Origin of the sequence: Peptostreptococcus canis, assembly GCF_014229965.1 — a bacterium.
Lineage (GTDB): Bacteria > Bacillota > Clostridia > Peptostreptococcales > Peptostreptococcaceae > Peptostreptococcus > Peptostreptococcus canis.
Genome location: NZ_JABGBW010000001.1, coordinates 495346 through 521538 on the forward strand (window position 1 = coordinate 495346; position 26193 = coordinate 521538).

A 26193-nucleotide genomic window follows, 5' to 3' on the forward strand; every position below is an offset into this window, starting at 1 on the left:
TATGGGAAAGAAGCTGAAAAAGGATTTTAAGGAAAGGCATAAGGCAAGCCTTGAAAGAGAGATGTTTCATAGTAAAACAGATACGATACCTGAAGAAAGTAAGCTAAAACATAACGATGATTACAGAGGTAAAATCGTTCATGAGAAAGAACGGTTTCAGGATAAAGTGTATGAAAAAACAAGTAAGGTAAGTGCTGATAATGAAAAGTCTTATGGAACATCCAAGAGAAACGAAAAATATAGAACTTCAGATAAGGGAGACGTAAATTCCGCAATTGAAACGGGAAGATCAGATTATATTACGGAGGTTAAGGATGGAAAAATCTATGATCCTTTAGGGAAAGACCTTGATAATGACGGGATTATAGACAGATACGATAATGACTTTAGAGACAGCAACTATTTTGAATCGACCTATGATGTGGAGGATAATCTTTCCCATAAAGAAAAATCATTAGAAAATTCCTTTAAAAATCATAAGACTCAAAAAAGCAGGTACAAAAGGAAGAACTATTCTGAAAGCCTTTATACAAGGAAAAAGGACGATGCACCAAAGGAAAATAAGGCTGATGATAAAAAGGCGGGAAAAGATGCTGTCAGCGAAAAAGTTCATAGCAGCCTATCAAAAGACCAAAAGAAAAAGCTAAAAAAAGATATGGTAAAGGTATCTGCCCTTTCAGGACTTGCCAAAGGAAGTGAAACCGTAAGAGATTACTTATCTCATGGAAGTGATGAAAATCAGGGCGTAGAGGCAGGAGAAAAGACAGCAGATACAAGCTCAAAGCTCATTCATGGCATAAAGAATTACTCGGATAGGAAAAAAGCGAATAAAGGTTATGACCTTACGAAAAAGGACTATAAAATCAGAAAGCGTAAGTCAAAGTTGGAATTTCGTGATGCCAAAAAGGAACTAAAAAAGACGGATGAGTATAAAAGAGCAAGTGCATATAAAAGATTTCAAAAGAAAAATCAGGTAAAGGTAGCAATTTCTCGTGAGAATAAGTCAAGGCTTAGAGATCGAATTAAAGAGGGACTTATCGGAACACTGAAAAGCTCAAAGGATATGATTATCCGAAAAGCAAAAGGACTAATGCTTATTTTCATAGGTATCATTATCTTAGGGACTTTTGTGATTAACTTTGCAGGAACGGGAATGACAGGCTTTATGAACTCTACAAGCTCTGTGCTTACAACAAGCTATTTATCAAAGCCAAATGTCCTAAGTGAAATCAATCAGAAATTTTCAGATATGGAGGGTGAGCTTCAAAGTGAAGTTGACCATGTGAAAGAAAATTATCCCGGATATGATGAATATATCTTAAATAATACAGAATACATCGGTCATAATGTCCATGAGCTTTTATCCTACATTACATCAAGGTGCGGAGAGGTAAAGAGTGTATCGGAAGTAGAATCCATATTAAAAGAATTATTTGAGTCCATGTATGACCTTGAGTATAGGGAAGAAATTGAAATCAGATACAGGACGGTTACAAAAACCTATACCGATGAAGATGGCAATGAATATACCGAAAGCCACGAAGAACCTTATGAGTATAAAAAACTCATCGTAACGCTTCATAAAAAAGAGATGGACAGCATTATCCGAAAGATCTTTGCAAACTATCCCGATAATCTAAAGCACTATGAAGCCTTGTTCCTTGCACAAGGCAATATGGGAGAAGCCTTTGGTAATTCTGACCTTATCAGTGCAAATGGAGGTATCGGCGGTGGAAAAGAGTATGAGGCATCTACGGAAGTACAAAAGAAGATTGTTAATGCTGCATACATTACGCCATCTCCGGGTGCAGGCTGGTGTGCCATGTGGGTATCACAGGTCTATCAAAATGCAGGACTTGGATATATAGGCGGGAATGCCTGTGATATGTACCGAAACTATACCTTTACATCAGACAGATCAAAGCTCAAGGTCGGAATGCTTGTGGCAGTCGAAAGCAGCAGTAGCGGAAGCAGTGCAGGGCTTACCTATGGTCATGTAGGTATTTACATTGGAGATGGAAAAGTGATTGATAACATCGGTCGAATAAGAGTAACTACCTTAGATGATTGGATAGCAACATTTTGTAAGCACCATCCCGTAGGATTCGGTTTTCCGCCAAATGTAAAGAAATAGGAGGTAAGAATTTGAAAAAGGAACTGATAGCAGTAAAAAACAGAATAAAAAAGTTAAAGGATAAAAAGGCTCTGATTGATGAAGAATTGGAGCCTTTATTCATTCGTGAAGAAGAGCTTGAAAATGAAGAAATCATTGCCATTTGCAGAAAGAACAACATCACAATCGGTGATTTAATGGCAAAGGTAAACAGACAAAAAGCAGAAATGAAAAAGGAGAAAACAAATGAAAACCAGTTTGAAAAAGAATAATAAGTTTTGGACGGTAGCACTTGCGGTAATTGTAAGTATTAGTTGTATTTTAGGTCTTTGGACGGTTGTTTATGCACAGGAGCAAAAATCTGAAGCTCCAACAAAAAACGAAGCTGTTCAAACGGAAGTTGAAGTAAATGTAAGGTATATCTTTGAAGATGAAAAGGTCTTTAAGGAAGAAAAGATAAAGGCTGAGAAAGGACAACTTATTGATAGCGGAGATCTTCCAATGCTCCCTGATGATATGAAATTCATTGATGAGTTTCTGTTTTATGAGGTAAAGGGAGATGGAAAAGATGAGATTATCCGTAAGGTAGCAAAGATAGAGGTTAAGAATAAGGAAACGCAGACGGAAGAAGAAAAGCCAAAGCAGGATAAATGCACTCAGACGGAAGATAAGGGAACGCAGACAGAGCTTTCTAAAGACGATATTTCAAAAATAGAAAAAGAGGCAAAAGAGCTTCAGGATAAACTTGATAAGTTAAATTGCGAACTTAAGGACAAAGACAAATTAAGTGATAAGCAAAAGAATAAAATTAAAGACCTTGAAGATGAAATTGATAGCCTGAAAGAAAAAATGAAGAAAGATAAGGGAAATAAGGACTTATCAGAAGATATGAAAAAGGAAATAGATAAGCTGACGGAAAAGGTGAAAGAGCTTGAGAAAAAGGCAACTGAAACAAATAAAGCTCCTGTAACATCACAATCAGTTACACCGATTAGTCCTATTTCCGGAATTAAGACAAGTTCAGGTATTTCTCCTCAAACACCACAGACTTCTGTAAGTAGTACCGGTAAAGGCTCATCGGATTCGGTAAGCTCAGGTAATACTACAAAGGATACCGGTAAAGGCAAAACGGAAGTAAAGGAGAAAGAAAAGGAAGTTCGCTATCCCAATAAGTTGACGGCAAAAGCTCCTGCGAATAACAGTAAGGATTCATCAATGGGGTCTGCAAGTAAGAGTGTAAACACCAACAAGGGAGTAGCTTCATCTCCGTCAAAGGCGAGAGCATCCGTTACGGAGAATAAAGATAATGCAAATAAGGAGTATCCGATTCATCATGGAGATAGCAGCGATAACAAAGAAACGGATCAGTATTCGGCAGATGCAAGGCAGTTTATTACCTTTCAAACGAAAAACGGTAAGACTTTTCATTTAATCATCAATCATGATGAAGATAGTGAGAATGTAATGCTTCTTACGGAAGTATCTGAAGATGATTTGCTTAACATGGTGGAGAAAAAAGAAGTACCAAAGCAGGAAGTAGTAAAAGAAGAACCTGTTAAGGAAGAAGTAAAGCCTGAGAAGAAGGACGAAAAGAGTAATTTAGGAACCTATATTATTTTGCTTCTTGTAGTAGGTGGTGCATTAGGAGCAGGCTACTATTTTAAGGTTGTGAAAAAGAAAGAAGATAAAGAACTTGAAGCCTTAGAGGAGGAAGATGATGATTTCTTTTCTGAATCTGAAAGCGAGGAAGAAATAAATGATGCAGATGAAGTAGAAGATGAAGAATAAACGCACCTAAAAACATATTATTTTGGGTGCAAAGTTAGGGCGGGAGAGTAACATCTTTCGCCCTATTTTGATTTATAACAGGAGGAAAACATAGATGAAGTTAGTTATTGCAGAAAAGCCGAGTGTTGCAATCTCCATTGCAAAGGTTATTGGAGCAAATAAAAAGAAAGACGGATATTATGAAGGAAACGGATATAGGGTGAGCTGGTGCGTTGGACACCTAATTCAAATGGCAAATCCGGATGCTTATGATGAAAAGTACGCCAAGTGGAATATGGCTGATTTACCGATTATTCCGAGCGCCTACAAGTATGAAGTAGCAAAGGCAACCAAGAAGCAGTTTAACATCCTTAAAAAGCTGATGAATGATAAAGAGATTGATACGGTTATCAACGCTTGTGATGCAGGTCGTGAAGGAGAAAGCATTTTTAGATTGGTATATAACGAAGCTAAATGCAAAAAGAAGATGAAACGCCTTTGGATTTCATCTATGGAGGATAGTGCCATTAAAGAGGGCTTTGATAATCTAAAAGACGGAAAGGGCTATGACAATCTCTTTGAATCGGCACAGGCAAGAGCGATTGCAGATTGGCTTGTCGGAATGAACATCAGCAGGCTCTATTCTTGCCTATATAAGCAAAATTACAGTGTAGGAAGAGTGCAGACACCGACTCTTGCCATGATTGTAAAAAGAGATGATGAGATAGCTAATTTCAAGAAAGAGAAATACTATACAGTGGAGCTATCTATGAATGGTTTTACACTATCAACGGATAGAATTGATGATGAGGTTGCTGCCGAACAGCTAATCAATTTAGTTGGCGATAAGATTGAAATCACTGATGTTATTCAGAAAGAGAAAATAACAAAGCCTGATTTACCTTTTGACCTGACAACACTTCAAAGGGAATGCAATAAGTATTTCGGATATAGTGCCAAGCAGACACTTGACTATGCTCAAAGCCTGTATGAAAAGAAACTGATTACTTATCCAAGAACGGACAGCAGGTGTTTAACAGAGGATATGATTACAAGTACCATCAATAACATTTTGGGCAAAAATGACTTTGATACAGGGCGCATCAAGACGGTATTTAACTCTAAAAAGGTTACGGATCACCACGCTATTATTCCGACAATCAGTTCATTAAAGGAAGATGTTTCTAAGCTTCCTCTAAGCGAAGCTAAAGTTTACTTTCTTATATCCGATAAATTTCACGCAAGTGTAGGTTATCCACTTATTGAAAATACAACAAAGATTGTAGCTTCATTTGACGGTTTTGAATTTACAAGTTCAGGCAAGGTAATTAAGGATGAAGGCTTTAGCAAATACCTTAAAGAATACAAATCAAAAAAGAATGAAGATGCTGTACTTCCTAATGTAAGTGTTGGTGATGTTTTAAGCATTGAAAATAAAGAGATTAAAGAAAAATTTACCAAACCTCCAAAACACTTTACGGAAGATACTCTCTTAAAGTCTATGGAGATTGCGGGAAATGATGCCTTAGAAAAAGGTGTAGAAGTGGAAAGAAAAGGACTTGGAACACCTGCAACAAGGGCAGGGATTATCGAAAATCTAATTTATAAGGGATTTGTAGAAAGAGATAAGAAAAATCTTATAGCCACTCATAAAGGAATTAGCCTTGTAACGATTGTAGCGGATAACTTTAAGTCGGCAGAAACGACAGCGAAGTGGGAAATGGAATTATCGTATATTGCTCAAGGAAAATCTTCAAAGGAAGAATTTTTGAAAGATATTGAAAATGAGATAAAAGAGGCTGTTTTGACATATCGCAAGTAAGATGCCACTAATTTCAGCGTGGAAAAAATCCTCTAAAAATGCTATAATACAAAGTAATCAATTTAATGATTGAGAGGTGATTATGTGTCTAAAATAAATGTTGAAGGTTCAGAAATCAGCATTATTGCCATAGACAATAGAGATTATATTTCTTTAACGGATATGGTTAGAAATATTGAGAACGGTTCTGCTTTGATTGAAAAGTGGCTCAGAAACAAGAATACAATAGAGTTTTTAGGTATTTGGGAAGAAATGTATAACACGAATTTTAATTCCCCCGAATTCGAGGGAATTAAAAATGAAGCAGGATTTAACCGTTTTATATTATCAGTTAAGCAATGGGTGGAAAAAACTAATTCTATCGGTATCGTTGCGAGAGCAGGAAGATATGGTGGAACTTATGCTCATAAAGATATAGCGTTTGAGTTTGCTTCTTGGGTATCGCCATACTTTAAATTATATTTAATCAAGGAATTTGAACGCCTAAAGGAAGAAGAACAAAAGAAGTTAGGATGGGATATTAAGAGAAATTTGGCAAAAATCAATTATAGAATTCACACAGATGCCATTAAAAACAAACTTGTACCGGATAAACTTTCAAAAGAAAAAATCAATTTTATTTATGCAAGTGAAGCGGATATTCTTAATGTTTCTCTATTTGGAATAACAGCTAAGGAGTGGCGTGATGAAAATCCGGATTTAAAAGGCAATATTAGAGATTATGCGGATATATCACAGCTTGTCTGCCTTTCTAATCTTGAGAATCTTAATGCGGTATTTATAAATGAAGGCATGAGCCAATCTGAAAGATTGGAAAAATTAAATGCAATAGCTATTGAACAAATGAAGATACTATCTGAAAGTGAATCAATTAAAAAATTGAAATAGAGTAATAATATTTGGTATATAGCGAAGGTGATTAGAGTAAAATCTAACCGCCTTTTTTGTTTGAAAAAAGAAGGAGGTAAAAATGCGAATAAATGATTTTCATAACATTTTGGAGCTAATAAAACAGGATATTTTGCAAAGTGAAGCAGAATACCTGAAGCTCTTAAAGGTTGTTGGAAATAATCAAAGATACGACTTTAGAAGTCAATTAAGTATCTATGATAGAAATTCTGAAGCGACAGCCTGTGCCAAGTTCGACTATTGGAGGGAACGCTTTAACCGTACCGTTATGAGAGGTCAAAAGGGTATCCCTATTTTAGAGGACTACGGCACATACAAAAAAGTGGCATATATCTTTGATATAAGCCAGACAGTTTCAAGAAACAGAGATGTCAATGAGGTCAATCTTTGGAGATTTGATAAGGAAGCTCATAAGGATGTCTTAAAGGGAATGATAACAAGTGAGGGATATGAGGAAAGTGAAAGCACTCTTGAAAATATATTTTCTTTAAGCAGGCTTTATGGTGATGAAAAGATAGACAGCCTTATGAATGAGCTTAGAATAGCGGATGAGGATAGAATATCCTTTACCAAGTTTGTGAGGGATTCGGTAAGCTATGCGGTAGCGTCAAGATTTAAGTTAGATTATCCGATAGATTATGAGCTTTTAAGAGAGAATTTTCAAAGACTTGACAGCATATCTCTAATGAGTCTTGGTGACACCGTATCGGATATTAGCGGAAAGATTATTGATGCGACCATTCAAAAAAGCAAAGAACTTGAGCTTCAAAAAAAAGTTTTAAGAGGAAAAGAAGCAGGATATAATAGGATTAAAGAAGAATTAGAGGAGGTAGAAGAAAATGTACTTCGACGAGATGATCAGGAAAGAAATGAAAACGAGCGAGTTCTCCGAAATGGAGAGTACGGACGAGATAATAGAGAAAATCAGGGAGAATACGCTAAACAGCTTGGAGGAACAGACAGATTTCATGATGGAATATCCGAATCCGACCTACGCAGTGATGAGGCTGAATTACCTTTCACAGAGCGAGGAGCAGAGCCACTTCGAGATGCTTTTAGATCTATACAAGGAGAAGAAGCTGACAGGACACCTGATGGATATTCAGAAACAGGCAATAGAATTTATGAGAAGAGAGAAGCCAAAATTGATGGCAGCTTGGAAGATAGAGGACGAGAACAATCCGCAGTATGGGGCGATGATTTCAGCCCTAAAGGAAGTGACCATCAAGGAAGTAGTGGAAATCTAAAAGAACATACAGAGGAAGAGATTAGAGAAGCTGAAAAGGCTTCTTTTTCTTTACCCGAAAATTCTTATGGACAGATAAGCCTTACGATTCCGCTAACTGAGAAGGATATAGATACCGTCCTTATTGACGGAGGAAATCACGATGGCGGTAGACTTCCTGTTATAGCTGAATTTTCCAAAGGAAAAAGCAATGAAGAATTGGGAGAATACCTTAAAGATACCTTTAGAGGCGGAAATGGATTTTACATTGATGAAAGAGAAGTATCTTCCTGGTATTCGGATAAAGGTATTCATTTAGCTTATGGAACATCGGCAAGAGAGGATAATACACAAATTTTAAGCTGGCGTGATGCAGCAAGTAGGATAAATGAACTTCTTGACAGAGGTGAGTTTGCTACAAATGTAGAACTTTTAGAGGCACAGGACTATGAAAGGGATAGAAATTCAGAATCCTTATGGTATCTAACGCACGATTTAAGCGAAGAAGGAATAGAGCAAGGATATTTCAACTCTTTTGAAAGAGGTGGTGGATTTCCGGAAGAAACGAAAAGATTATCTGAAGCATTAAAAAATCCTGAATATCTGAAAGAAACAATCAGGGAATACGAAAGATTTTTAGAAGGATACAAAGAAAACAGAGATGTACTAAGGTTTCATTATCACAAGGTTGATAGCCTTTATCAAAGACTCAAGGAACTTGAACTGCCACGAAAGGAATACAGTACCAATCTGACAGAACTTACGAAGGTAAAGCCTTTTATTACAGAAGATGAAGTCCTTGAAAGCCTTTCAAGAGGAAGCGGCATTGATAGAGGAAAAGAACGAATCACCAAGTTTTTTAAAGAAAATCATACTTTGCAGGAAAAAGCCAATTTCCTAAAAGACGAATATGGAATCGGAGGACATTCCCATGCAATTTCAGGGGCAATGGGAAGTGATGAATGGCACGATGCAAAGGGACTTAAATTACAGAAAAATGATTGTAATGATGTGTTTCTTACTTGGACAAGTGTTGCAAAGCATATCGATGAGCTGCTTTCTAAAAATCTTTATCTTGAGGAAAAGAAAATAGAAAGTAATACAGAGATAGAAGAAAAAGAACCGCAATATTATTCCAAAGACAATCCTGAAAACTTAATGACGGATGAAATGCTTGAAAGAGTGCCTGAACTTTATGCACAAGAAGATGTATCTTTAGCAGATAAGCAAGTTCATGCTGCATATATCATTCCATTGAGAAGTAATTGGACTTGGTATATGACAGAATACGATAGGGAAAGTGGTGATGCTTTCGGACTTGTGCTTGGGATTGAGCCTGAATGGGGATATTTTAATCTTGAGGAGTTGAAAGAACTAAACGCACAAAGGCTCATTTTAGAAGATTTTCCAAAGACCTTTAGAGAACTTAAAGACAGTGAACTTAAAAAGCAGATGGATGAGCAGGAACTTCAGTTTGTCTTTAATGGAGAACTTAGCTTTGAAAATAAAGCAGAGCTTGAAGCACCTGAAGAAACAGAAGAAGATACAAAGCGTGACACAGTTCAAGCTACCTTATTTGATTACCTCAAAGAAAGAGAAGAAGTAGAGCTTAATGAAAAAGAGGAAAGCCTTTTAGATGATTTTGCAGTTAAAACAGGCGATACCGTATATTTCAACCATGAAGAATACACTGTAAGGGAGATTTCTAAAAACCAAATCACAGGAAGATATGATTTATGGATTGATCCGGCAAGAAGTGGAAATCATCAAATCCCCATTGTAGCCTTTGAAGATAATGAGGACTTATTAAAGCAGGTAAGTCTTGAAAGACCTAACTTTATTGTTGGAGATGAAGTTAAATATAAGGATAAAAACTATACCATCACACGCTTTGATGATATGGGAAATAACCTAAAGACAATAACAGTCAAGGACAATACCGAATATCTTGGCGGTATGATAACAGGCTCCGATGTCATTCCTTATCGTCTGGAAAGCGACCTTGAGAGGGTATTTCAAAATCAAACATATAAACAGCCAGAGCAGAATACTGAAGAAACTCAAATAAGGAAAGGGGAAGCTCATAACTTCAAAATTACGGAAGAAACGCTCCCGGACAAGTTATCTCCAAGTGAAAGGTTAAATAATAACCTTGAAGCAATCTCTATGCTGAGTCGCATTGAAAGCGGACAAAGAGAGCTTGACAGTACAGCTCAGGAAGTTTTAGCAAAGTATGTAGGCTGGGGCGGACTTTCCGAAGTTTTTGACGAAAGCAGAGAAGGACAGTGGAAAAAAGCGAGGAGTTTCTTAAAAGAAAATCTATCGCAGGCAGAATACGAAGCTGCAAGAGAATCTACTTTAACGAGCTTTTACACACCGAAAACTGTCATAGACGGAATATATAAGACGCTTTCGGATATGGGATTTAAACAGGGAAACATTTTAGAGCCAAGTATGGGAATAGGAAACTTTATAGGCAATATCCCTGATAAAATGAGTAAGTCAAAGTTTTATGGTGTAGAGCTTGATTCGGTAAGCGGTCGAATTGGAAAACTACTATACCCTGAAAGTGATATACAGATTAAAGGACTTGAAGAAACCTCTTTTTCCAATAACTTCTTCGATGCAGTTATCGGCAATGTTCCATTTGGAGAATATAAGGTAAATGACAGGGAGTATAACAAAAATAATTTCCTTATCCACGATTATTTCTTTGCAAAGTCCATTGATAAAGTAAGAAACGGAGGTATCATCGCCTTTGTCACATCAAGTGGAACGATGGATAAAAAGGACGAAAGTGTTAGACGCTATCTTGCAGCAAGAGCCGAGTTTTTAGGGGCGATAAGGCTTCCGAACAATACCTTTAAGGGCGTAGCCGGAACAGAAGTAACCTCTGATATTATCTTCCTAAAGAAAAGGGACAGCATCAGAGAAAGAGATGAGGACTGGATTCACCTTGCTGAAGATGATAAGGGACTTACCTATAACAAATATTTTGTAGATCATCCTGAACAGGTACTCGGCACAATGTGTGAAGTTTCAGGAAGATTTGGCAAGACACTTACTTGTGAGCCAATTGCATATTTAGGTGCAGAAATAAATATGGCTTCCTTAAAGGATAGACTTGAGATTGCGGGAGAAAGAATTTCAAAAGATGCAAGGTATGAAGAAATAGAGCTTTTAGATGATGAAATTACTTCAGTTCCTGCAACGGATGATGTCAAAAACTTTTCCTATACCGTTATTGATGATGAAGTCTATTACAGAGAAAACTCCCTTTTCATCAAGAAAGAGATAACGGATAAGAATAAGGAAAAGATTAAGGACTATCTTGAACTGAATACTGCCCTTAAAGATGTTATCTACAAGCAGAAAGAGGACTATTCCGATGATGAGGTAAAGAAAGCTCAAGAAAAGCTCAATGAAGTCTATGACAACTTTTCAAAGAAGCATGGCTTTATAAATAATTTAAGCAATACCAGAGCCTTAAAAGAGGATAGCAATTTCCCTCTTGTATCTTCCATTGAAATTCTTGATGAAGAAGAAAACTTTAAGGCAAAGGGAGATATTTTCAGTAAGAGAACAATCACAAAGGCAAAGACAATAGACCATGTAGATACTTCCCTTGAAGCTCTTGTTTTATCTATGTCAGAAAAAGGTTATGTTGACTTTGAATACATGGAAAACCTGACAGGTAAAGATAGACCAACTTTGATAGAAGAATTAAGGGGAGAAATATACCTAAACATCAGAGAAGAACAAAACTTTTATAGACCATTATCCTTTAACCCCGAAGATGGAGATTTGCCTTTTGCCTGTGCTAATGGCAGCAATTCATATAAGTACGGCTATGTAACAAAAGATGAATACCTAAGTGGAAATATCAGAGATAAGATTGCCATAGTAGATAGCTATCTTTCTAAGCTAAGACAGACAGAAAGAGAGTTACCTCATCTTGGCTATGCGGAAGATGGCAAAGAAAAAGAGCTGATAAGCTATGAGATGAACCGTTTGGAATACCAAAAGGCAGAGCTTACAAAAGTATTACCAAAGGAGCTTGAAGCAAGTGAGATCAATGTACGACTCGGAGCAACTTGGATACCGATTAAAGATATTGAAAAATTTATCTTTGAAACGCTTAAAACTCCGGGATATGCCAAATGGGATATAAAGGTTAAGTTTTCAAATCTGACAAGTGAATGGAATGTAGAAGGTAAAAGCAGGGACAGAGGGAATGACCTTGCAGAGATGACCTACGGTACATCAAGGGTAAATGCCTATAAGCTGATTGAAGATGCCCTAAATCTTAAAGAAACAAAGGTATTTGACCAGATTGTAAATCCTGACGGCTCAAAAACTTCTGTACTAAATAAAAAAGAAACGCTTCTTGCGGGACAAAAACAGGAGCTTTTAAAGGAAGAATTTAAGAACTGGATATTTAACGATCAGGAAAGAAGAAGCCGTCTTGTAAAATTATATAACGAGCGTTTTAACTCCATCCGTAACAGAGAATATGACGGAAGTAACCTTTCTTTTGAGGGAATGACCACAGAAATTGATTTAAGATCTCATCAAAGAAATGCCATAGCAAGAAGCCTTTATGGAGGAAATACCCTCCTTGCTCATGTCGTGGGTAGTGGAAAGACCTTTGAAATGGTTGCTTCTGCAATGGAATCTAAAAGGCTTGGAATGTGTTCTAAGTCTTTATTTGTAGTACCGAATCACTTAACAGGGCAAATTGGCAGAGAGTTTATGCAGCTTTATCCATCCGCTAACATTATGGTGGCTGATAAGAAAGACTTTGAGCCGAAAAACAGAAAAAGATTTATCGGTAAGATTGCTACAGGGGAATACGATGCTGTTGTAATCGGGCATACGCAGTTTGAAAAAATTCCGATGAGTAAGGAATATCAGGAGAAGCATATTCAGGATCAGATTGATGAAATCATTAACTATGTGGAGGAATATAAGCATGATAGAAATCAGAACTTTACAGTAAAACAGCTTGAAAAGACCAAGAAGAAACTTGAAACAAGACTTGAAAAATTAAATGATGATTTTAAGAAAGATGATGTTGTTACCTTTGAAGAACTCGGCGTAGATAAGCTATTTATCGACGAAGCACACAATTACAAAAATCTCTATCTCTACACAAAAATGAGGAATGTAGCAGGTATCGGTCAAAGTGAAGCATTTAAGTCCTCCGATATGTTTATGAAGTGTAGATATATGGATGAAATGACAGGTGGAAAAGGCATTGTTTTTGCCACAGGAACGCCAGTAAGTAATTCTATGACGGAGCTTTATACTATGCAGCGTTATCTTCAGTACGAAAGCCTTAAAAAGAATAATTTAGAGCATTTTGACTCTTGGGCTTCTACCTTTGGGGAAACACAGTCTGCATTTGAACTTTCTCCTGAAGGAACAGGATATAGGGTAAAAACAAGATTTTCAAAGTTCTATAATCTTCCGGAGCTTATGTCTATGTTCAAGGAGGTTGCAGATATTCAGACAGCAGATATGCTCAATCTTCCAACACCTGAAGCACACTATGAAGTTATTAAGACTTTGCCAAGTGAAGAACAAAAGGAAATCTTGAAGAGCTTATCTGAAAGAGCTGATGATGTAAGAAATAGAGTGGTAGAGCCTGATGAAGATAATATGTTGAAAATCACGAATGACGGCAAGAAACTGGCTCTCGACCAAAGGCTGATCAATCCCCTACTTCCTGATAATCCAGACAGCAAGGTGAATGTTTGCGTGAAAAATGTCTTTAGTATTTGGGATAAGACCAAAGAAAATAAGTCAACACAGCTTCTTTTCTCTGATATGTCTACACCGAAAGGCGATGGAGAATTTAACATTTACGATGACATCAGAGAAAAACTCGTTGCAATGGGAATTCCGAAACAAGAAATAGCCTTTATTCACGAAGCGAACTCAGACAAGCAGAAAGATGAACTCTTTGCAAAAGTGCGTAAGGGAGAAATTCGTATCCTTATGGGATCAACACAAAAAATGGGTGCAGGTACGAATGTGCAAAACAAGCTGATTGCACTTCACGACCTTGATGTGCCTTGGCGTCCTGCGGATTTAGAGCAGCGTGCGGGCAGAATTGTAAGACAGGGAAATGAAAATAAAGAGGTAAATATCTATCGCTATGTTACGGAGAATACCTTTGATGCATATTTGTGGCAGACCATAGAAAATAAGCAGAAGTTCATTTCTCAGATTATGACCAGTAAGACACCTGTCAGAGTTGCGGAAGATGTGGATGAAAGCTCCCTTAACTATGCAGAGATTAAAGCTCTTGCCACAGGTGATCCAAAGATTAAAGAGAAGATGGACTTAGACAATGAGGTTACAAAACTAAAAATGCTTGAAGCGAACTATAAGTCTAACCGTTACAGATTAGAGGATAAGGTGGCGAAAAATTATCCTGAAGAAATCGCAAGAACGGAAAAGCTCATAGAAGCTGTCAAGAAAGACATATCTGATGTAGAGCCTAAAGCGGAAGGCGAGGAAAAGTTTACTTCCATTACCATTGCAGGAGAAAAAATTACCGATAAGAAATTAGCCGGAGAAAGACTACTTGAAGCTATTTCAAAGGTTAAAATCAATGAAAGCAAGGTTATAGGAAAGTATAGAAATATGGATTTAGAGGTAAGCTATAACTTCTTTACCAATGAGCATAACTTTAGCCTAAACGGTGCTGCAAAGCATTCAGGAGAGCTTGGAACAAGTGCGGATGGTAACATTACAAGACTGGATAATGCTCTTGAGAAAATGCCTGAAAAATTAAACAGGCTTGAAGAAAAACTTATCAGCGCAAAGGAACAACTTGAAAATGCCAAAGAAGAACTCAAAAAGCCTTTTGAAAAAGCAGATGAGCTAAAATCAAAAGTGCTTCGCTTGGCAGAGTTAAATAAGCTCCTTGATATGGGAGAAGTGGAAGAAAAGAGAAATGATAATCCACTTGTAGAAGATGTAAAAAGAGCAATCATTGACTTCTGCAACAGAGAGTACGAAGAAAATCACAGCTATGATGAATTTAATACCTTGTATCCTGACTTGAAGCATATCGGTATCGCCTATACCAATACACCGGATGAAAGGCATGGTATTCAATTTGAGTTAAACCTTGAGGAATATACAGCTACTCAATATGTAAATGATGTGGCGGTAAGCCATTATGATTATGTAAAAGAAAATGGTAGCGTTGAAAAAGCTCTTGATGTTATGAAGTTTGAAATGGAAAATGGAGAATTTAGTACATTTGTTTCTGTGGATGAAGAAGAATTAAAGCAGGCTATGGGACTTGATATTGACGATGAAGGCAACTTCTATGATCCGCTTTCTAAAGACCTCGATAATGACGGTATTTCTGATAGATATGACAATGACTTTAAGGACAGTGATTATTTTGAGTCAACTTATGATGTGGAGGACAATCTTCATAACAAAGAAGAAACCGCACAAAAATCAGATGACAAGCCATCTATTTTAGGACAGATAAGAGCTTATCAAAATGAAAGTAAAACTGAAGAAAAGCAAAAAACAAAAGAACAGGAATTTTTAAGATAAGGGGAGGGCAACCTCCCTTTTGCCATGAAAGGAGAAAAAAACATGGATTACAAAACAATGAGAAATCAAATAGAAGATATGGTAAATGATAACCACAAGGACTTTGTAAAAGCGATTATAAGCATGGAAAAAGGTATTAATGATGAAAGTGCTTTAGATAAGCTATATAACGCCTATATGGACAATGACAGCCTTAATTTACTGCATGAGGAATTTGACTATATGATTGAGGATTTAAGGGAACAGGGGCAGATAAAAGACCTGCCTTATGTTAAGGAAGAAAAGGATAATCTTATCAATATAGTTGGAAACATTGTTGGAGAGGTTGATGTAGTTGAAAGAGAAAATAAAAACGGAGAAGCCTTTAAGGTAGCTAATTTTTCCGTAGTATCCAAAGATGATGAGGGTAATAAGGTGTATCACAACTGCTCCGCTTATGGAGAAAAAAGCGATATTCCAAAATACTTTAAGCAGGGAGATTTCGTTAAGCTCTTTGGACAAATCAGAACTTCCATTGATGATAACGGAAAGGAACATAGCAATATCAGAATACTTTCTTCAAAGCTACTAAAGGCAAAGGAACAAATGAAAGGACAAGAAGAAAAGAAAGAGTCTGTACTTGGAGCTATCAAGAAATATCAGGCTGAAGATAAGGAAAAACCAAAAGAAAAGAAAGAAGTAAACAAAGAAGCTGAGAGATAAATTTATTGTCGGTGTGGTCTTAGGACTGTACCGGCTCTTTTTTATTTGGTGAAATTATGATATAATTAACGAAATAAAAGTTCAATTATATGAATATTAAGGATGGTAATATGAAAATAAACTATAATGGGCTGTGGAAACTTTTAATAGATAAAAATATGAACAAAAGAGACCTACAGGAAAAAGTTGGTATAGCTCCTGCAACGATAGCTAAAATGGGAAAAGGTGAATTTGTCAGCATGGAAATTCTCTATAGAATTTGTATTGAACTGGACACAGATTTCGGTGAACTAATCTCATTGAATAGGACGAATAATATAAATAAGTTTTAATTTTAATAAATAACCTTTAGACTTTAGATTGTATATCAAATGATGTATTTTCCTTTGATGATAATTATATTGAATAAGAAGTATGGAGTTATGAAATATGAGAGAGATAATAATTATAGATGATGATATTGCATTATGTAATTTAATTAAAAAATGTTTAAGCACAGATGGATATTCTGTAGACATTGCTAATAATGGATTAGATGGATATAAAAAAATCCGAAGTTCAAACAATCTGTGCTTGATTTTATTAGATATTATGCTCCCTGACTTTGATGGATTTCAAGTTTTGGAGATGATAAGAGAAGAATACACTGTTCCAGTTTTAATGTTGACTGCAAAGTCTGATGATGATTCGAAAATTTATGGACTTAAACAAGGTGCGGATGATTATCTAACTAAGCCCTTTAATATCAATGAACTTAAAGCAAGAGTTGAAGCTATGGTTAGAAGATTCACAGACTTTAATCAGAAAAGCATAGACCAGTTTAAAGAAATCATAATAGAAGATATGAGAATAGATAAAGAGAATAGAACTGTAAAAATAAACGATAACAGTATCGAATTAACAAATAAAGAATTTGACTTGTTATATTTTCTCGCATCTAATAAAGGGAAAATTTTTACAAAAAAACAAATATATACGAATGTTTGGGAAGAAGATTACCTTTTTGATGATAGTAATATCATGTCCTTTATAAGTAAACTCCGAAAAAAAATAGAACCTAACCCTGAAGAACCGACCTATATTTTGACAGTAAGAGGCGTGGGTTACCGTTTTAGTAAGGGGGAATGATGTATGGATATAAAAAATATCATAATCTTGATACTTTTATGTGTGATCCTATATTTAGTAAAAAAGATCACGCATATAAAAAAGGAAATAGATAGGATTAGGGAGGTACTTGTTGATATCAAACATGGTGATTACAATCGTAGAATTTTAATTAAGAAAAATGATACTACAGAAAAAATTTGCCACGATATAAATGAGATAACACTACAAAGTCAAAATAAACTAATAGAGCAAAAACAGTCGGAGCAGGCATATAAATCACTCATGACAAGTTTATCTCATGATGTAAAAACTCCTTTAGCATCTATGGTTGGGTATTTGGAAGCAGTTCAAGAAGGACTTGTTATAGGAGATGAAAAAGATGACTATATAAAAGTTTCTTTAAGTAAAGCACATTACTTAAAGGATTTTGTAGAAAAACTTTTTGATTGGGTAAAATTGGATTCAGGAGAATGGAAGTTTTCTTTTGCGGATAAGGATTTGAACGAATTAACAAGAAATGTGATAAGTGATTGGATTCCTATTTTTGAAGAAAAACATATAAGCTATGAAATTGAAATTCCGGAACAGGAATGTAATATAAAGATAGATGAAAATGCTTATTTTAGAAGTTTAAACAATATTATAAATAATATTATTGTTCATAGTAATTGTGATAGAGTACATTTGAAATTAGAAGAATCGGATACAAAAGTTACTTTGACAATTTTAGATAATGGAAATGGTATATGCGAAAAGGACTTACCATATATATTTGACAGAATGTATCAGGCAGACTGTTCAAGATTAACAAAAGGTTCAGGGCTTGGCTTATCAATTGCTAAAGAATTGTTGAGGGTGAATAATGCTAAAATAAGCGTAAGTAGTGTGCCTAATATAAAAACTGTTTTTACTGTAGAGTTTGCAATGTAAATAGCTGATTTAGAAAGTCTCTTTTGGGGCTTTTTTTATTGAAACAAGATAAAAACAAGAGTGCCGCAAGATTATGGCAAGGTTAATCATTTACAATATTTATTGTAAGGAGGTGCGATATGCTCTTAATAAAAGCTGAAATAAAAAAATGGAAGAGAAGCAGAATTTTGATAGGTATTTTTATATTAACTGTTGTCTTAAATTTATTTGCAATCGAAAGAGCATTTTCAATTTCAAGAGAAAGTCCTATCATGGATAGTTTTGGAGATTTATATTGTTTAGCATTCAAGAATATAACCTTTGTGTTCTTGCCAGTCGTAATTGGAATAATTTCTACAATGTTATTTTTTGACGAAAGGAAGAATGACACTTTAAAGAATGTACTAATAACTTCGGTTAGTAGATTTGAAGTATTTTTTGTGAAATTTATTTTGATAGAATTACTGACACTTTTTTTAATGACATTAACATATATCTCGTCTGTTTTGGGGGCTGTATTAAGCATAGGATTCTTAGATTTTAATTTAGCCACATTGAAAGAAGCAGCTATTTTATATATATTAGCAGCTTTGTTAATTCCGATTGCAATGCTTCCAGTGATTTACATTGCTACTTTTTCTAAGAGTTATGTTTTACCTATTTCTATGTGCTTGCTTTATTTAGGAATTGGGATATTTGGAGCATCAATATTAGTCCATATACATCCGCTTGCAAGCTTATTAGGGGTTTATCAAAATGTGTCATCGGCTGCCAAAGAAATGGTAGAAAATAGTATTGGTGGATATTCACTAAATGCATCCCCGTTTAGTTGTTTAGTATCTATTTTATCAATCGGAATAGTATTTTTTATACTCGCTATAAAATCCATGAAAAGACAAAACTATTAAGGAGAAAAATAAAATGAAAAATTATATTATTGAAACAAAGAATTTAACAAAAGTGTATGGAGAACAAAAGGCTGTAAATTCGGTAAATTTGCACATCAAAAAAGGTTCCATATATGGGTTATTAGGTCGAAATGGAGCAGGTAAAACAACCATTATGAAGATGATATTGGGTCTTACGGATATTTCGAATGGTGAAGTAAGTGTTTTCAATCAAAACATAAAAGGTAACGAGAAAAAGATTTATCCAAGAATTGGTGCAATTATTGAAACACCCGGATTTTATCCTAATCTTACAGGGACAGAAAATTTGGAAATATTTGCAATGTTAAGAGGAACGGCTTTTCCTAATGCGGTTAAAAATGCTTTAGAAGTAGTTGGTCTGCCATATAAAGATAAAAAACTCTTTGGAAATTATTCTTTAGGAATGAAACAAAGACTGGGAATAGCTAATGCAATTTTACATGATCCTGAGGTTTTAATTTTAGATGAACCGACAAATGGATTAGATCCAATAGGTATAGCAGAAGTTAGAGATTTTATAAAAGATTTGAGTGTAAAAAAAGGAAAAACAATTTTGATTTCCAGTCATATTCTATCTGAAATAACACTCCTTGCTGATACAGTGGGCATTATAGATAAAGGAGTTTTATTAGAAGAAAACAGTATGGAAGAATTAAATAAGAAAAATAGAAAGTACATTATTTTGGAAGTATCAGATGTATCAAAAGCTGCGACTATTTTGGAAAAAGAGTTTGGAATAACAAATTATTCCGTTGAAGATAATAATCATATAAGGATATATAGTCATGGATTAGATATGGCAAAAATTAATAAGTTGTTGGTTATGAATGAAATATCAGTGATTTCATCACAAACATGCAATGAGTCTTTGGAAGATTACTTCAAGAAAATAACCGGAGGAGAGGGAATTGCTTAATTTAGTTAAAGTAGAGTTTCTTAAATTGAAAAGGAAAAAGATTGTTTGGATGATGTTTCTGGCAACACTCTTAATGCCATTGCTTGCCACTATATATTTTGGGAATATAGATCTTTCAGATAATGCAATGAAATATTTCAAATGGACAATCTTTAGTTATAATTTATGGCTGATTTTGCCAATTATATTAGGAATATTTTCCACAATGATTGTGTCAGCAGAGTATGAGAATGATACTTTTAAGATGTTGTGGATTGTTCCTATACAAAAGACGAAGCTTTTGATTAGCAAATTTGTAATTATGCTTATTTACACTTTAGTATTTATGAGTTTGTCAATTTTCTTTACACTTCTTTTTGGGAAATTTATTCATCATATAGAGATAGATTACTCTTTGTGTATTTTTCTTATTAGAAAGTGTTTTGAGATTAGTGTACTTTTAGCAGTTTCTATGCTTCCCATTTTATCTATCGCATTTTTGACAAAAAAATATATTTTACCTATTTGTTTGACGATTGTTTATGCTTTTTCGGGATTTGTAATTTTGATGGTTAATATGTATGTACACCCATTATCGAGCTCTACAGCAATTGTTTTGAGAGATGTTCCGGGAATAGTATTAAATCAAGATATAAATATAGTTTATTCTCTTCTTTGTATAGGAGGATGGGTAGTTGGATTTACAATAGTTACAAAATTATTATTGAAAAGGAGAGGATGGTAAATGAAGACCCTTTTATTAGCTGAATATAAAAAACTTCACAGATCAAAATTGATATTTTTGCTTGTATTTGCACTCATGATGACTTTGGGAGTTGTATTTCTTCAAGGACAATTTTCATTTGGTGGGAAAAAGTATATAGACACATTTGGATGGTATATTTTACAAGTGCAGTCTTTAACAACATATTTTGTATTGCCAAGTTTGATAGCATTGTTTGGAGGATATATTATTTGTCGTGAGGAACAAGAAGATGTACTCAAATCATTAAAGTTAATACCGATAGATGAAAGTAATATGATTACTGCAAAAATGGTAATTACTCTGTTGGGTAGCATTTTTGTTTATCTAATATTGTTTATGGTATCTTTAATTATAGAAGCGGTATTGCATTTAAATGCGGTAAACATGAGTGAAGTAGTTCATTATTTTGTTGTATATGTATTAACTGGAATAGGTGTTTTTATGGCAATATCTCCAATTATTGCATTCGTTGGACTTGTAAAAAGAAGCTACTGGATAGCTCTGATTATCGCTGAAATATACTCCTTTATAGGAATTTTCTTTGCCTCAAAGGAAGTTGTAAGAGCCATATATCCAATATCATCTGTATTCGTTTTATCGGGACTATATAAAACACCAGTTATGGAATTGCTGATTAGCATAATCGTAAATATTGGTTGCTGTTTTATTTCACATAGAATACTAAAGAAAATGAGAGTTCGTAAAAAATAGTTATGAAAATAAATTTATAAATTTAAAAAGAGGAGAGAACACTATCTCTCCATCTCCTTACCCATGTAAATTCCATAATTCTTTCGTATTTTATAAAGCTCGTCCATAGTAGATTTTGTAGAAGAATACTCTTGCATTAGGGTATTCTTTTTTTCTTGCAATTTATCAAGTTTATCTAAAATATCCTTTGAATCAGGTAGCTTTGAATAGGACTTTTTTAGTTTTGCAAGAGCCGTTTCGTAGCGTGTGATTTCAGCCTTATGCTCCTCAAAAAATGCCTTATCAGAAGGATTTGCTTTATATTCCTTGTAGTAGGCTCTATATTTTTTAACAGTATGAACTTGTTCCATTGTATTAGAAAGTAGCTGCATATCCTTGTCAATTTTTTTGATTTTATCTTGTAAGTTCTGTCTTTCTTCAGCACTTTTCTTGATGTATTCATCAAGCTGCTTAACGGAGTTAATGCCATGTTCTCTGATGAAAACAACTGACTCAGCCATTGTATTTAAGTTATGTTTTGTTGCCCAATATTCATAGCCTTTGCTCTCTTTCACTTTGGCATTGGTATTCATATTGATGACATTTCCGATTCGTTTTTTGACAGGTGAGGCTTTGATATTTTGATTTTCTGTAATACGCTCTTTTAATCTTTCTTCGGTATAATCCTCACCAATCGTCTTAGCCCTTGTAAATCTCTGCTTATCTTTTGGCTTAAAGGCTATATGTTTTCCATGCTTTATTTCATAACCAAGTTCCGCCATCTTATTTAGAAATTGTTCCCAATCATTAGACTGTTTTATCAAACGATCAATGTCAAATTGAAGCCTGCTTTTCCAAGAAGTACCTTTCTTAGATTGCTCATTTTCATACCATGACTTACCATTTGTTTTGTACTTTCTCTTATAGCTCTCGTAGAATTCATCAATCACAGAAAGGTTATTATCCTTGCATAGCTTATCGCTTTGATACCTGATTTGGTGGTAGCTTTTCTTGTTGGATTGGTAGCATTTGCCCGTTACCATATTTACATTATTGAAGATGATATGGTTGTGGATATGCCCTTTATCTATGTGGGTAGACAAGACATATTCGTACTCGTCTTTTAATATCTTTTTACACAGTTCAAGACCGATTTGATGTGCCATTTCCGGAGTTGCTTCTCCCGGTAAAAAGGATTGAATAAGATGTCTTGCAAGAACAGTTCCGTTTGTTCCGGCATCATTTCGTGTTCTTAAAAATTGGGTATGGGCAGTTTCCTGATGGCATTTATGAGTTGTTACTAAGATTTGCTCATCTGTTTTTTCTCCGTTAACAATATATGAAATGGCAAGATTAAGGGTTGATTTTATAGGATGTATTTTTGTAATAGCCATAAAAACTAATCACCTCCCGAAGTCCTGTTTAGAAGCAAGGAATGAATTTGCCACAGTTCTTTTGAGAAATGTTCAATCTCTTTTTTCATATCGCCTATGTCCTCTTTGTAGATAACACCGGTCGAATTTACTCGCTTTGCAATCTGATTGATATTGTTTGTTGCGTTGGAAAGTAAGCCTTGTAAATCTCTAAACGGTTCTAAATCTATTTGATAAATTTCTTTTTCTAAAACGCATTTGCGGACAAAGTGGCTCATATTTCTGCACCTTGCGAGCTTTCTTTTCTCCTCAAAAAGAGCTTTTTCTTCTTTGGTCAACTTAATTTCAAGTCGTTCATTTCGTATCCTATTTGCCATAGATATTTCCTCCTTTGTATGATTTTCGGGGTATTAGGGTCTCCCTAACAAGCTAAAAATTGATAAAAAAAGAAGCAGTTCCCAAAGGGCTGCTTCATCAATTTTTCCGTAAGTGTCCGTACACTTACTGTGCTTGCTCATATACTAATAGTATAAGAATAGCTCTAAGCATATACTTAAAAATTTATAAGTTAATTTTATAATATAAATCATAATAAGTCAAGTAAACTTGACTTATTGACATATAGAATATAGAATAAAATAAATAATAATTGATATATAGAATGAGGTTGCTCATGCGTGCTGAGATGATATTAAAAAATAGACTCAAAGAGGAACGAATAAATTTTGGAATATCTCAAAATGAACTTGCTCAACTTGTTGGGGTATCAAGGCAGACTATTAACTCAATAGAAAATGAACAATTTTATCCTACAACAAAATTATCTCTTATAATCTGTGAGGTGTTAGAAAAACGAGTTGAAGATGTTTTTTATTTGTGTGAGATGATTGAAAAATAATTAGCATAAACTAACTGAGCGGTGTTTTAATTTATTAAATCTGATATACATAATAATTTTTAAATAAAAGTGAGGTGATGATACCTGTGAGTGAAAAGACAATAGTAGAAAATGCCTATAAGGGATATAATTTTTCTGACATGAACGAATTAGGACATAAGAAAATTTATAAACTTAGCAATGAAACGGGTACAGGAGAAATGTGTTGCTATAATTTAATAGATGGTTTTACTTTGTCTTATAACAATTTAAACATGGAATCTTCGCATCAGAAGATTAATCCTTGTAAGGGTATAATTCAAATTGACCATTGTTTGGATGGCTGCTATGAATTTAAGTTAAAAAGTAATGAAAGAGCATTCGTAGGGAAAGGTGATTTTAGTGTTGTGGATTTAGGAAAAGTTCCTTTTGAAAGTTCGAGCATACCTATGAAACGATATATTGGATTGACTGTATTTATAGATATAAAAATTGCCCAAAGATCCATAGATAAATATTTTCCTTTTGCAAAGATCAATATAAAAGAAATTATGGATATGTTGTGTAAAAATGGTCCGGCATTAATAATAAAATCAAGAAAAGAAATAAACCATATATTAAACGAATTATATACGGTTAGTGAGGACATTCGCATATCATATTCTATTATCAAAATCATTGAGTTGTTACTTTTTTTAAGTCTTATAAAAACAGAAGATATGAAAAAAATACCAACTTTTTCTGAACCAATTTATGAAGCAACACAAGATTGCTATAAGGCACTTGTTGAAAATCCATTTGATAAATATTCTATTTCTGAACTTGCAAAACAGTATGCGATTTCTGAATCCAGTTTAAAGCGTTGCTTCATGCATTTAACAGGACAATCTATTGGAAGTTTTATAAAAAATACTTGTTTGGAAGAATCTGCAAAGTTGCTAATTGATAAACCACATATTACGATAGGGGAAGTTGCTGATTTTGCAGGATATTTAAATCCGAGTAAATTTGCTTCTGCTTTTAAAACTTATTTTGGAGTTTCACCTCAACAATATAGGAAAAATAATTTGACCTGATTGGAGCAAAAACATACCTTTTGGGTAGTAAGAGAAATACCTGTTCTTTGATAAAATATTTATCAAGGACAGGTATTTTTTGCTGGATTAATGCCAATAAGTTAGCCATGTCTAATATTTTAAAAAGGAGAAGAAGATGTCAGAAAAAAAATTAACAGTAAGAGATATTGTAACAGTTGCAATTATGATAGCATTATTTTTTGCTATTTCGATTGTTATTGGTATGGGGACAGTTACTATGCCGATTTTATATTTGTATGGTACAGCAGGAATTGAAATGTTTATAGGAGCAATATTTTATCTTGTTGCAGCAAATAGAGTCAATAAGCATGGACTACTATTTATTTGGATTTTAATTTATGGTTTGATAACAGCAGCGATGGGATATGTGTTTATGCTTCCATATTTTATCGGATTAGCAATTATATGTGAACTTACAATGATTGGAAAGAATACTTATAGAAATCCAATTAGAAACATGATTGGCTGGTGTACCTATGCAATAGGAATGTTTCTTGGTATAGGGGTACCTTGTTGGATTGCATGGGAAAGCTATCAAAAACAAGCACTTGCAGGTGGATTTGCGGATACTACATTAAAGCTTCAGTATGAAATGGTATCTTCACCATCATTGATATTAGTAGGAGTAGCTGTAACAGTTATTTTATCTGCATTAGGAATTTTATTTGCACAAAAAATATTGAAAAAACATTTTAAGAAGGCGGGTATATTAGATTAATGCTATGGAACAGAGAATGAGAAAAATAGACAGTCTTGGTGGATTGGCTTGCTTACTCTTAACTCTGATTTCCTGTACAGTATCTATTTTTACAAAAGATTACTATATGCATGCTCTGTTTGTAGGATGGCTTTGTATCATTTTGATATACTTCGGCTTTTACAAGCAGAGCTTGTTTTATGTTGTGATATATACTTTTACAGCATTTTGGCTTTTAGAAATGATTCCTAAAGGGATAGTTTTTATTTCGCCAATGCTATTAGGTATGGTGTACAAATTCATTGTTCCTATTATGGCTGCATATTTAACTTTTAAGATACCGTCAGGGAAACTAATTGCAGTTTTTCAAAAGTGTGCTTTACCTCAGAATATCATCTTGATTTTGCTTGTAATCATTAGATTTATTCCAACAATATCAGGAGAATTTAAAACCATTAGAGAAGCAATGCGAGTTAGAGGTTTTACGGGAAGTGTAAAAAGAGTTTTGTTCCACCCTTTACAAACAATGGAATATGCAGTCGTTCCTTTAATCTTTCGGTCAATAAAGGTTGGAGATGAATTGGCGGCTGCATCTATTGTAAGAGGAATTGAAAATCCGGCTAAGAAATATAGTTATTATGAAACAAAATTTACAAAAGTAGATGTCATTATTTTATTTATTAGTATTTGCTTAATGATAGCCTGCATTTTTAGATAGGAGGGAAGGT

20 protein-coding genes are annotated in these 26193 nt (G+C 34.5%); 18 read left to right on the forward strand and 2 right to left on the reverse strand.

All coding sequences use genetic code 11. From position 1 onward, the window contains the following. Position 1: 1 nt before the first annotated feature. The 14 genes from HLB29_RS02345 (at position 2) to HLB29_RS02410 (ending at position 21442) form a co-directional block, all read left to right on the forward strand. Positions 2-2134: a CD1108 family mobile element protein gene (locus HLB29_RS02345; protein WP_185623538.1), complete on the forward strand. Its 2133-nt coding sequence runs from the start codon at positions 2-4 to the stop codon at positions 2132-2134. 11 nt (positions 2135-2145) lie between these two features. Continuing rightward, positions 2146-2385, forward strand: a complete 240-nt coding sequence (locus HLB29_RS02350) for a conjugal transfer protein (protein WP_146996282.1) — start codon at positions 2146-2148, stop codon at positions 2383-2385. After that, positions 2360-3901 carry a CD1107 family mobile element protein gene (locus HLB29_RS02355; RefSeq protein WP_185623539.1) on the forward strand — a complete coding sequence of 514 codons (1542 nt, stop codon included), beginning with the start codon at positions 2360-2362 and terminating at the stop codon, positions 3899-3901. Before HLB29_RS02350 ends, HLB29_RS02355 begins: the two co-directional genes overlap by 26 nt. A gap of 94 nt (positions 3902-3995) precedes the next feature. After that, the gene (locus HLB29_RS02360) at positions 3996-5702 is read left to right on the forward strand and encodes a DNA topoisomerase 3 (protein WP_185623540.1); all 1707 of its coding nucleotides are present in this window, start codon (positions 3996-3998) and stop codon (positions 5700-5702) included. 84 nt (positions 5703-5786) lie between these two features. Next, positions 5787-6590, forward strand: a complete 804-nt coding sequence (locus tag HLB29_RS02365; RefSeq protein ID WP_004804477.1) for a KilA-N domain-containing protein — start codon at positions 5787-5789, stop codon at positions 6588-6590. 82 nt (positions 6591-6672) lie between these two features. Beyond that, positions 6673-15420 (forward strand): helicase-related protein, encoded by an 8748-nt coding sequence (locus HLB29_RS02370; protein WP_185623541.1) that lies wholly within the window; start codon positions 6673-6675, stop codon positions 15418-15420. A gap of 42 nt (positions 15421-15462) precedes the next feature. After that, positions 15463-16122 (forward strand): single-stranded DNA-binding protein, encoded by a 660-nt coding sequence (locus HLB29_RS02375; RefSeq protein WP_185623542.1) that lies wholly within the window; start codon positions 15463-15465, stop codon positions 16120-16122. 110 nt (positions 16123-16232) lie between these two features. After that, positions 16233-16454: a helix-turn-helix domain-containing protein gene (locus HLB29_RS02380; RefSeq protein WP_000701009.1), complete on the forward strand. Its 222-nt coding sequence runs from the start codon at positions 16233-16235 to the stop codon at positions 16452-16454. Between the two features lie 97 nt (positions 16455-16551). Next, complete coding sequence (locus HLB29_RS02385; RefSeq protein WP_185623543.1) at positions 16552-17250, forward strand: response regulator transcription factor; 699 nt, start codon at positions 16552-16554, stop codon at positions 17248-17250. A 3-nt stretch (positions 17251-17253) separates the two neighbouring features. Continuing rightward, positions 17254-18162: a sensor histidine kinase gene (locus HLB29_RS02390; protein WP_185623544.1), complete on the forward strand. Its 909-nt coding sequence runs from the start codon at positions 17254-17256 to the stop codon at positions 18160-18162. Between the two features lie 119 nt (positions 18163-18281). Beyond that, complete coding sequence (locus HLB29_RS02395) at positions 18282-19049, forward strand: ABC transporter permease (RefSeq protein ID WP_009644460.1); 768 nt, start codon at positions 18282-18284, stop codon at positions 19047-19049. 13 nt (positions 19050-19062) lie between these two features. After that, positions 19063-19986 (forward strand): ABC transporter ATP-binding protein, encoded by a 924-nt coding sequence (locus tag HLB29_RS02400; RefSeq protein ID WP_009644465.1) that lies wholly within the window; start codon positions 19063-19065, stop codon positions 19984-19986. Continuing rightward, entirely contained in the window at positions 19979-20710 is a 732-nt protein-coding gene (locus HLB29_RS02405; protein WP_185623545.1) for an ABC transporter permease, read from the forward strand. Before HLB29_RS02400 ends, HLB29_RS02405 begins: the two co-directional genes overlap by 8 nt. Further along, on the forward strand, positions 20711-21442 hold the full coding sequence (locus HLB29_RS02410) for an ABC transporter permease (RefSeq protein WP_009644461.1): 732 nt from the start codon (positions 20711-20713) through the stop codon (positions 21440-21442). A gap of 41 nt (positions 21443-21483) precedes the next feature. Here the strand turns inward: HLB29_RS02410 and HLB29_RS02415 are convergent, their stop codons facing one another. Next, on the reverse strand, positions 21484-22815 hold the full coding sequence (locus HLB29_RS02415) for a relaxase/mobilization nuclease domain-containing protein (RefSeq protein ID WP_185623546.1): 1332 nt from the start codon (positions 22813-22815) through the stop codon (positions 21484-21486). Between the two features lie 5 nt (positions 22816-22820). Continuing rightward, positions 22821-23171: a plasmid mobilization protein gene (locus tag HLB29_RS02420; protein WP_009644452.1), complete on the reverse strand. Its 351-nt coding sequence runs from the start codon at positions 23169-23171 to the stop codon at positions 22821-22823. Positions 23172-23467: 296 nt separating this feature from the next. Between HLB29_RS02420 and HLB29_RS02425 the strand changes: the two genes are divergently transcribed. The 4 genes from HLB29_RS02425 to HLB29_RS02440 all read left to right on the forward strand — a co-directional run bounded on the left by HLB29_RS02425 (position 23468) and on the right by HLB29_RS02440 (position 26183). Next, positions 23468-23692 (forward strand): helix-turn-helix transcriptional regulator, encoded by a 225-nt coding sequence (locus tag HLB29_RS02425; protein WP_185623547.1) that lies wholly within the window; start codon positions 23468-23470, stop codon positions 23690-23692. A 77-nt stretch (positions 23693-23769) separates the two neighbouring features. Next, a complete protein-coding gene (locus HLB29_RS02430) occupies positions 23770-24747 on the forward strand; it encodes a helix-turn-helix transcriptional regulator (RefSeq protein ID WP_207719494.1) in 978 nt (325 codons plus the stop codon). 136 nt (positions 24748-24883) lie between these two features. Beyond that, a complete protein-coding gene (locus HLB29_RS02435; RefSeq protein WP_011860796.1) occupies positions 24884-25486 on the forward strand; it encodes an MptD family putative ECF transporter S component in 603 nt (200 codons plus the stop codon). 4 nt (positions 25487-25490) lie between these two features. Continuing rightward, entirely contained in the window at positions 25491-26183 is a 693-nt protein-coding gene (locus HLB29_RS02440; protein ID WP_002843381.1) for an energy-coupling factor transporter transmembrane component T family protein, read from the forward strand. Positions 26184-26193: the final 10 nt, after the last annotated feature.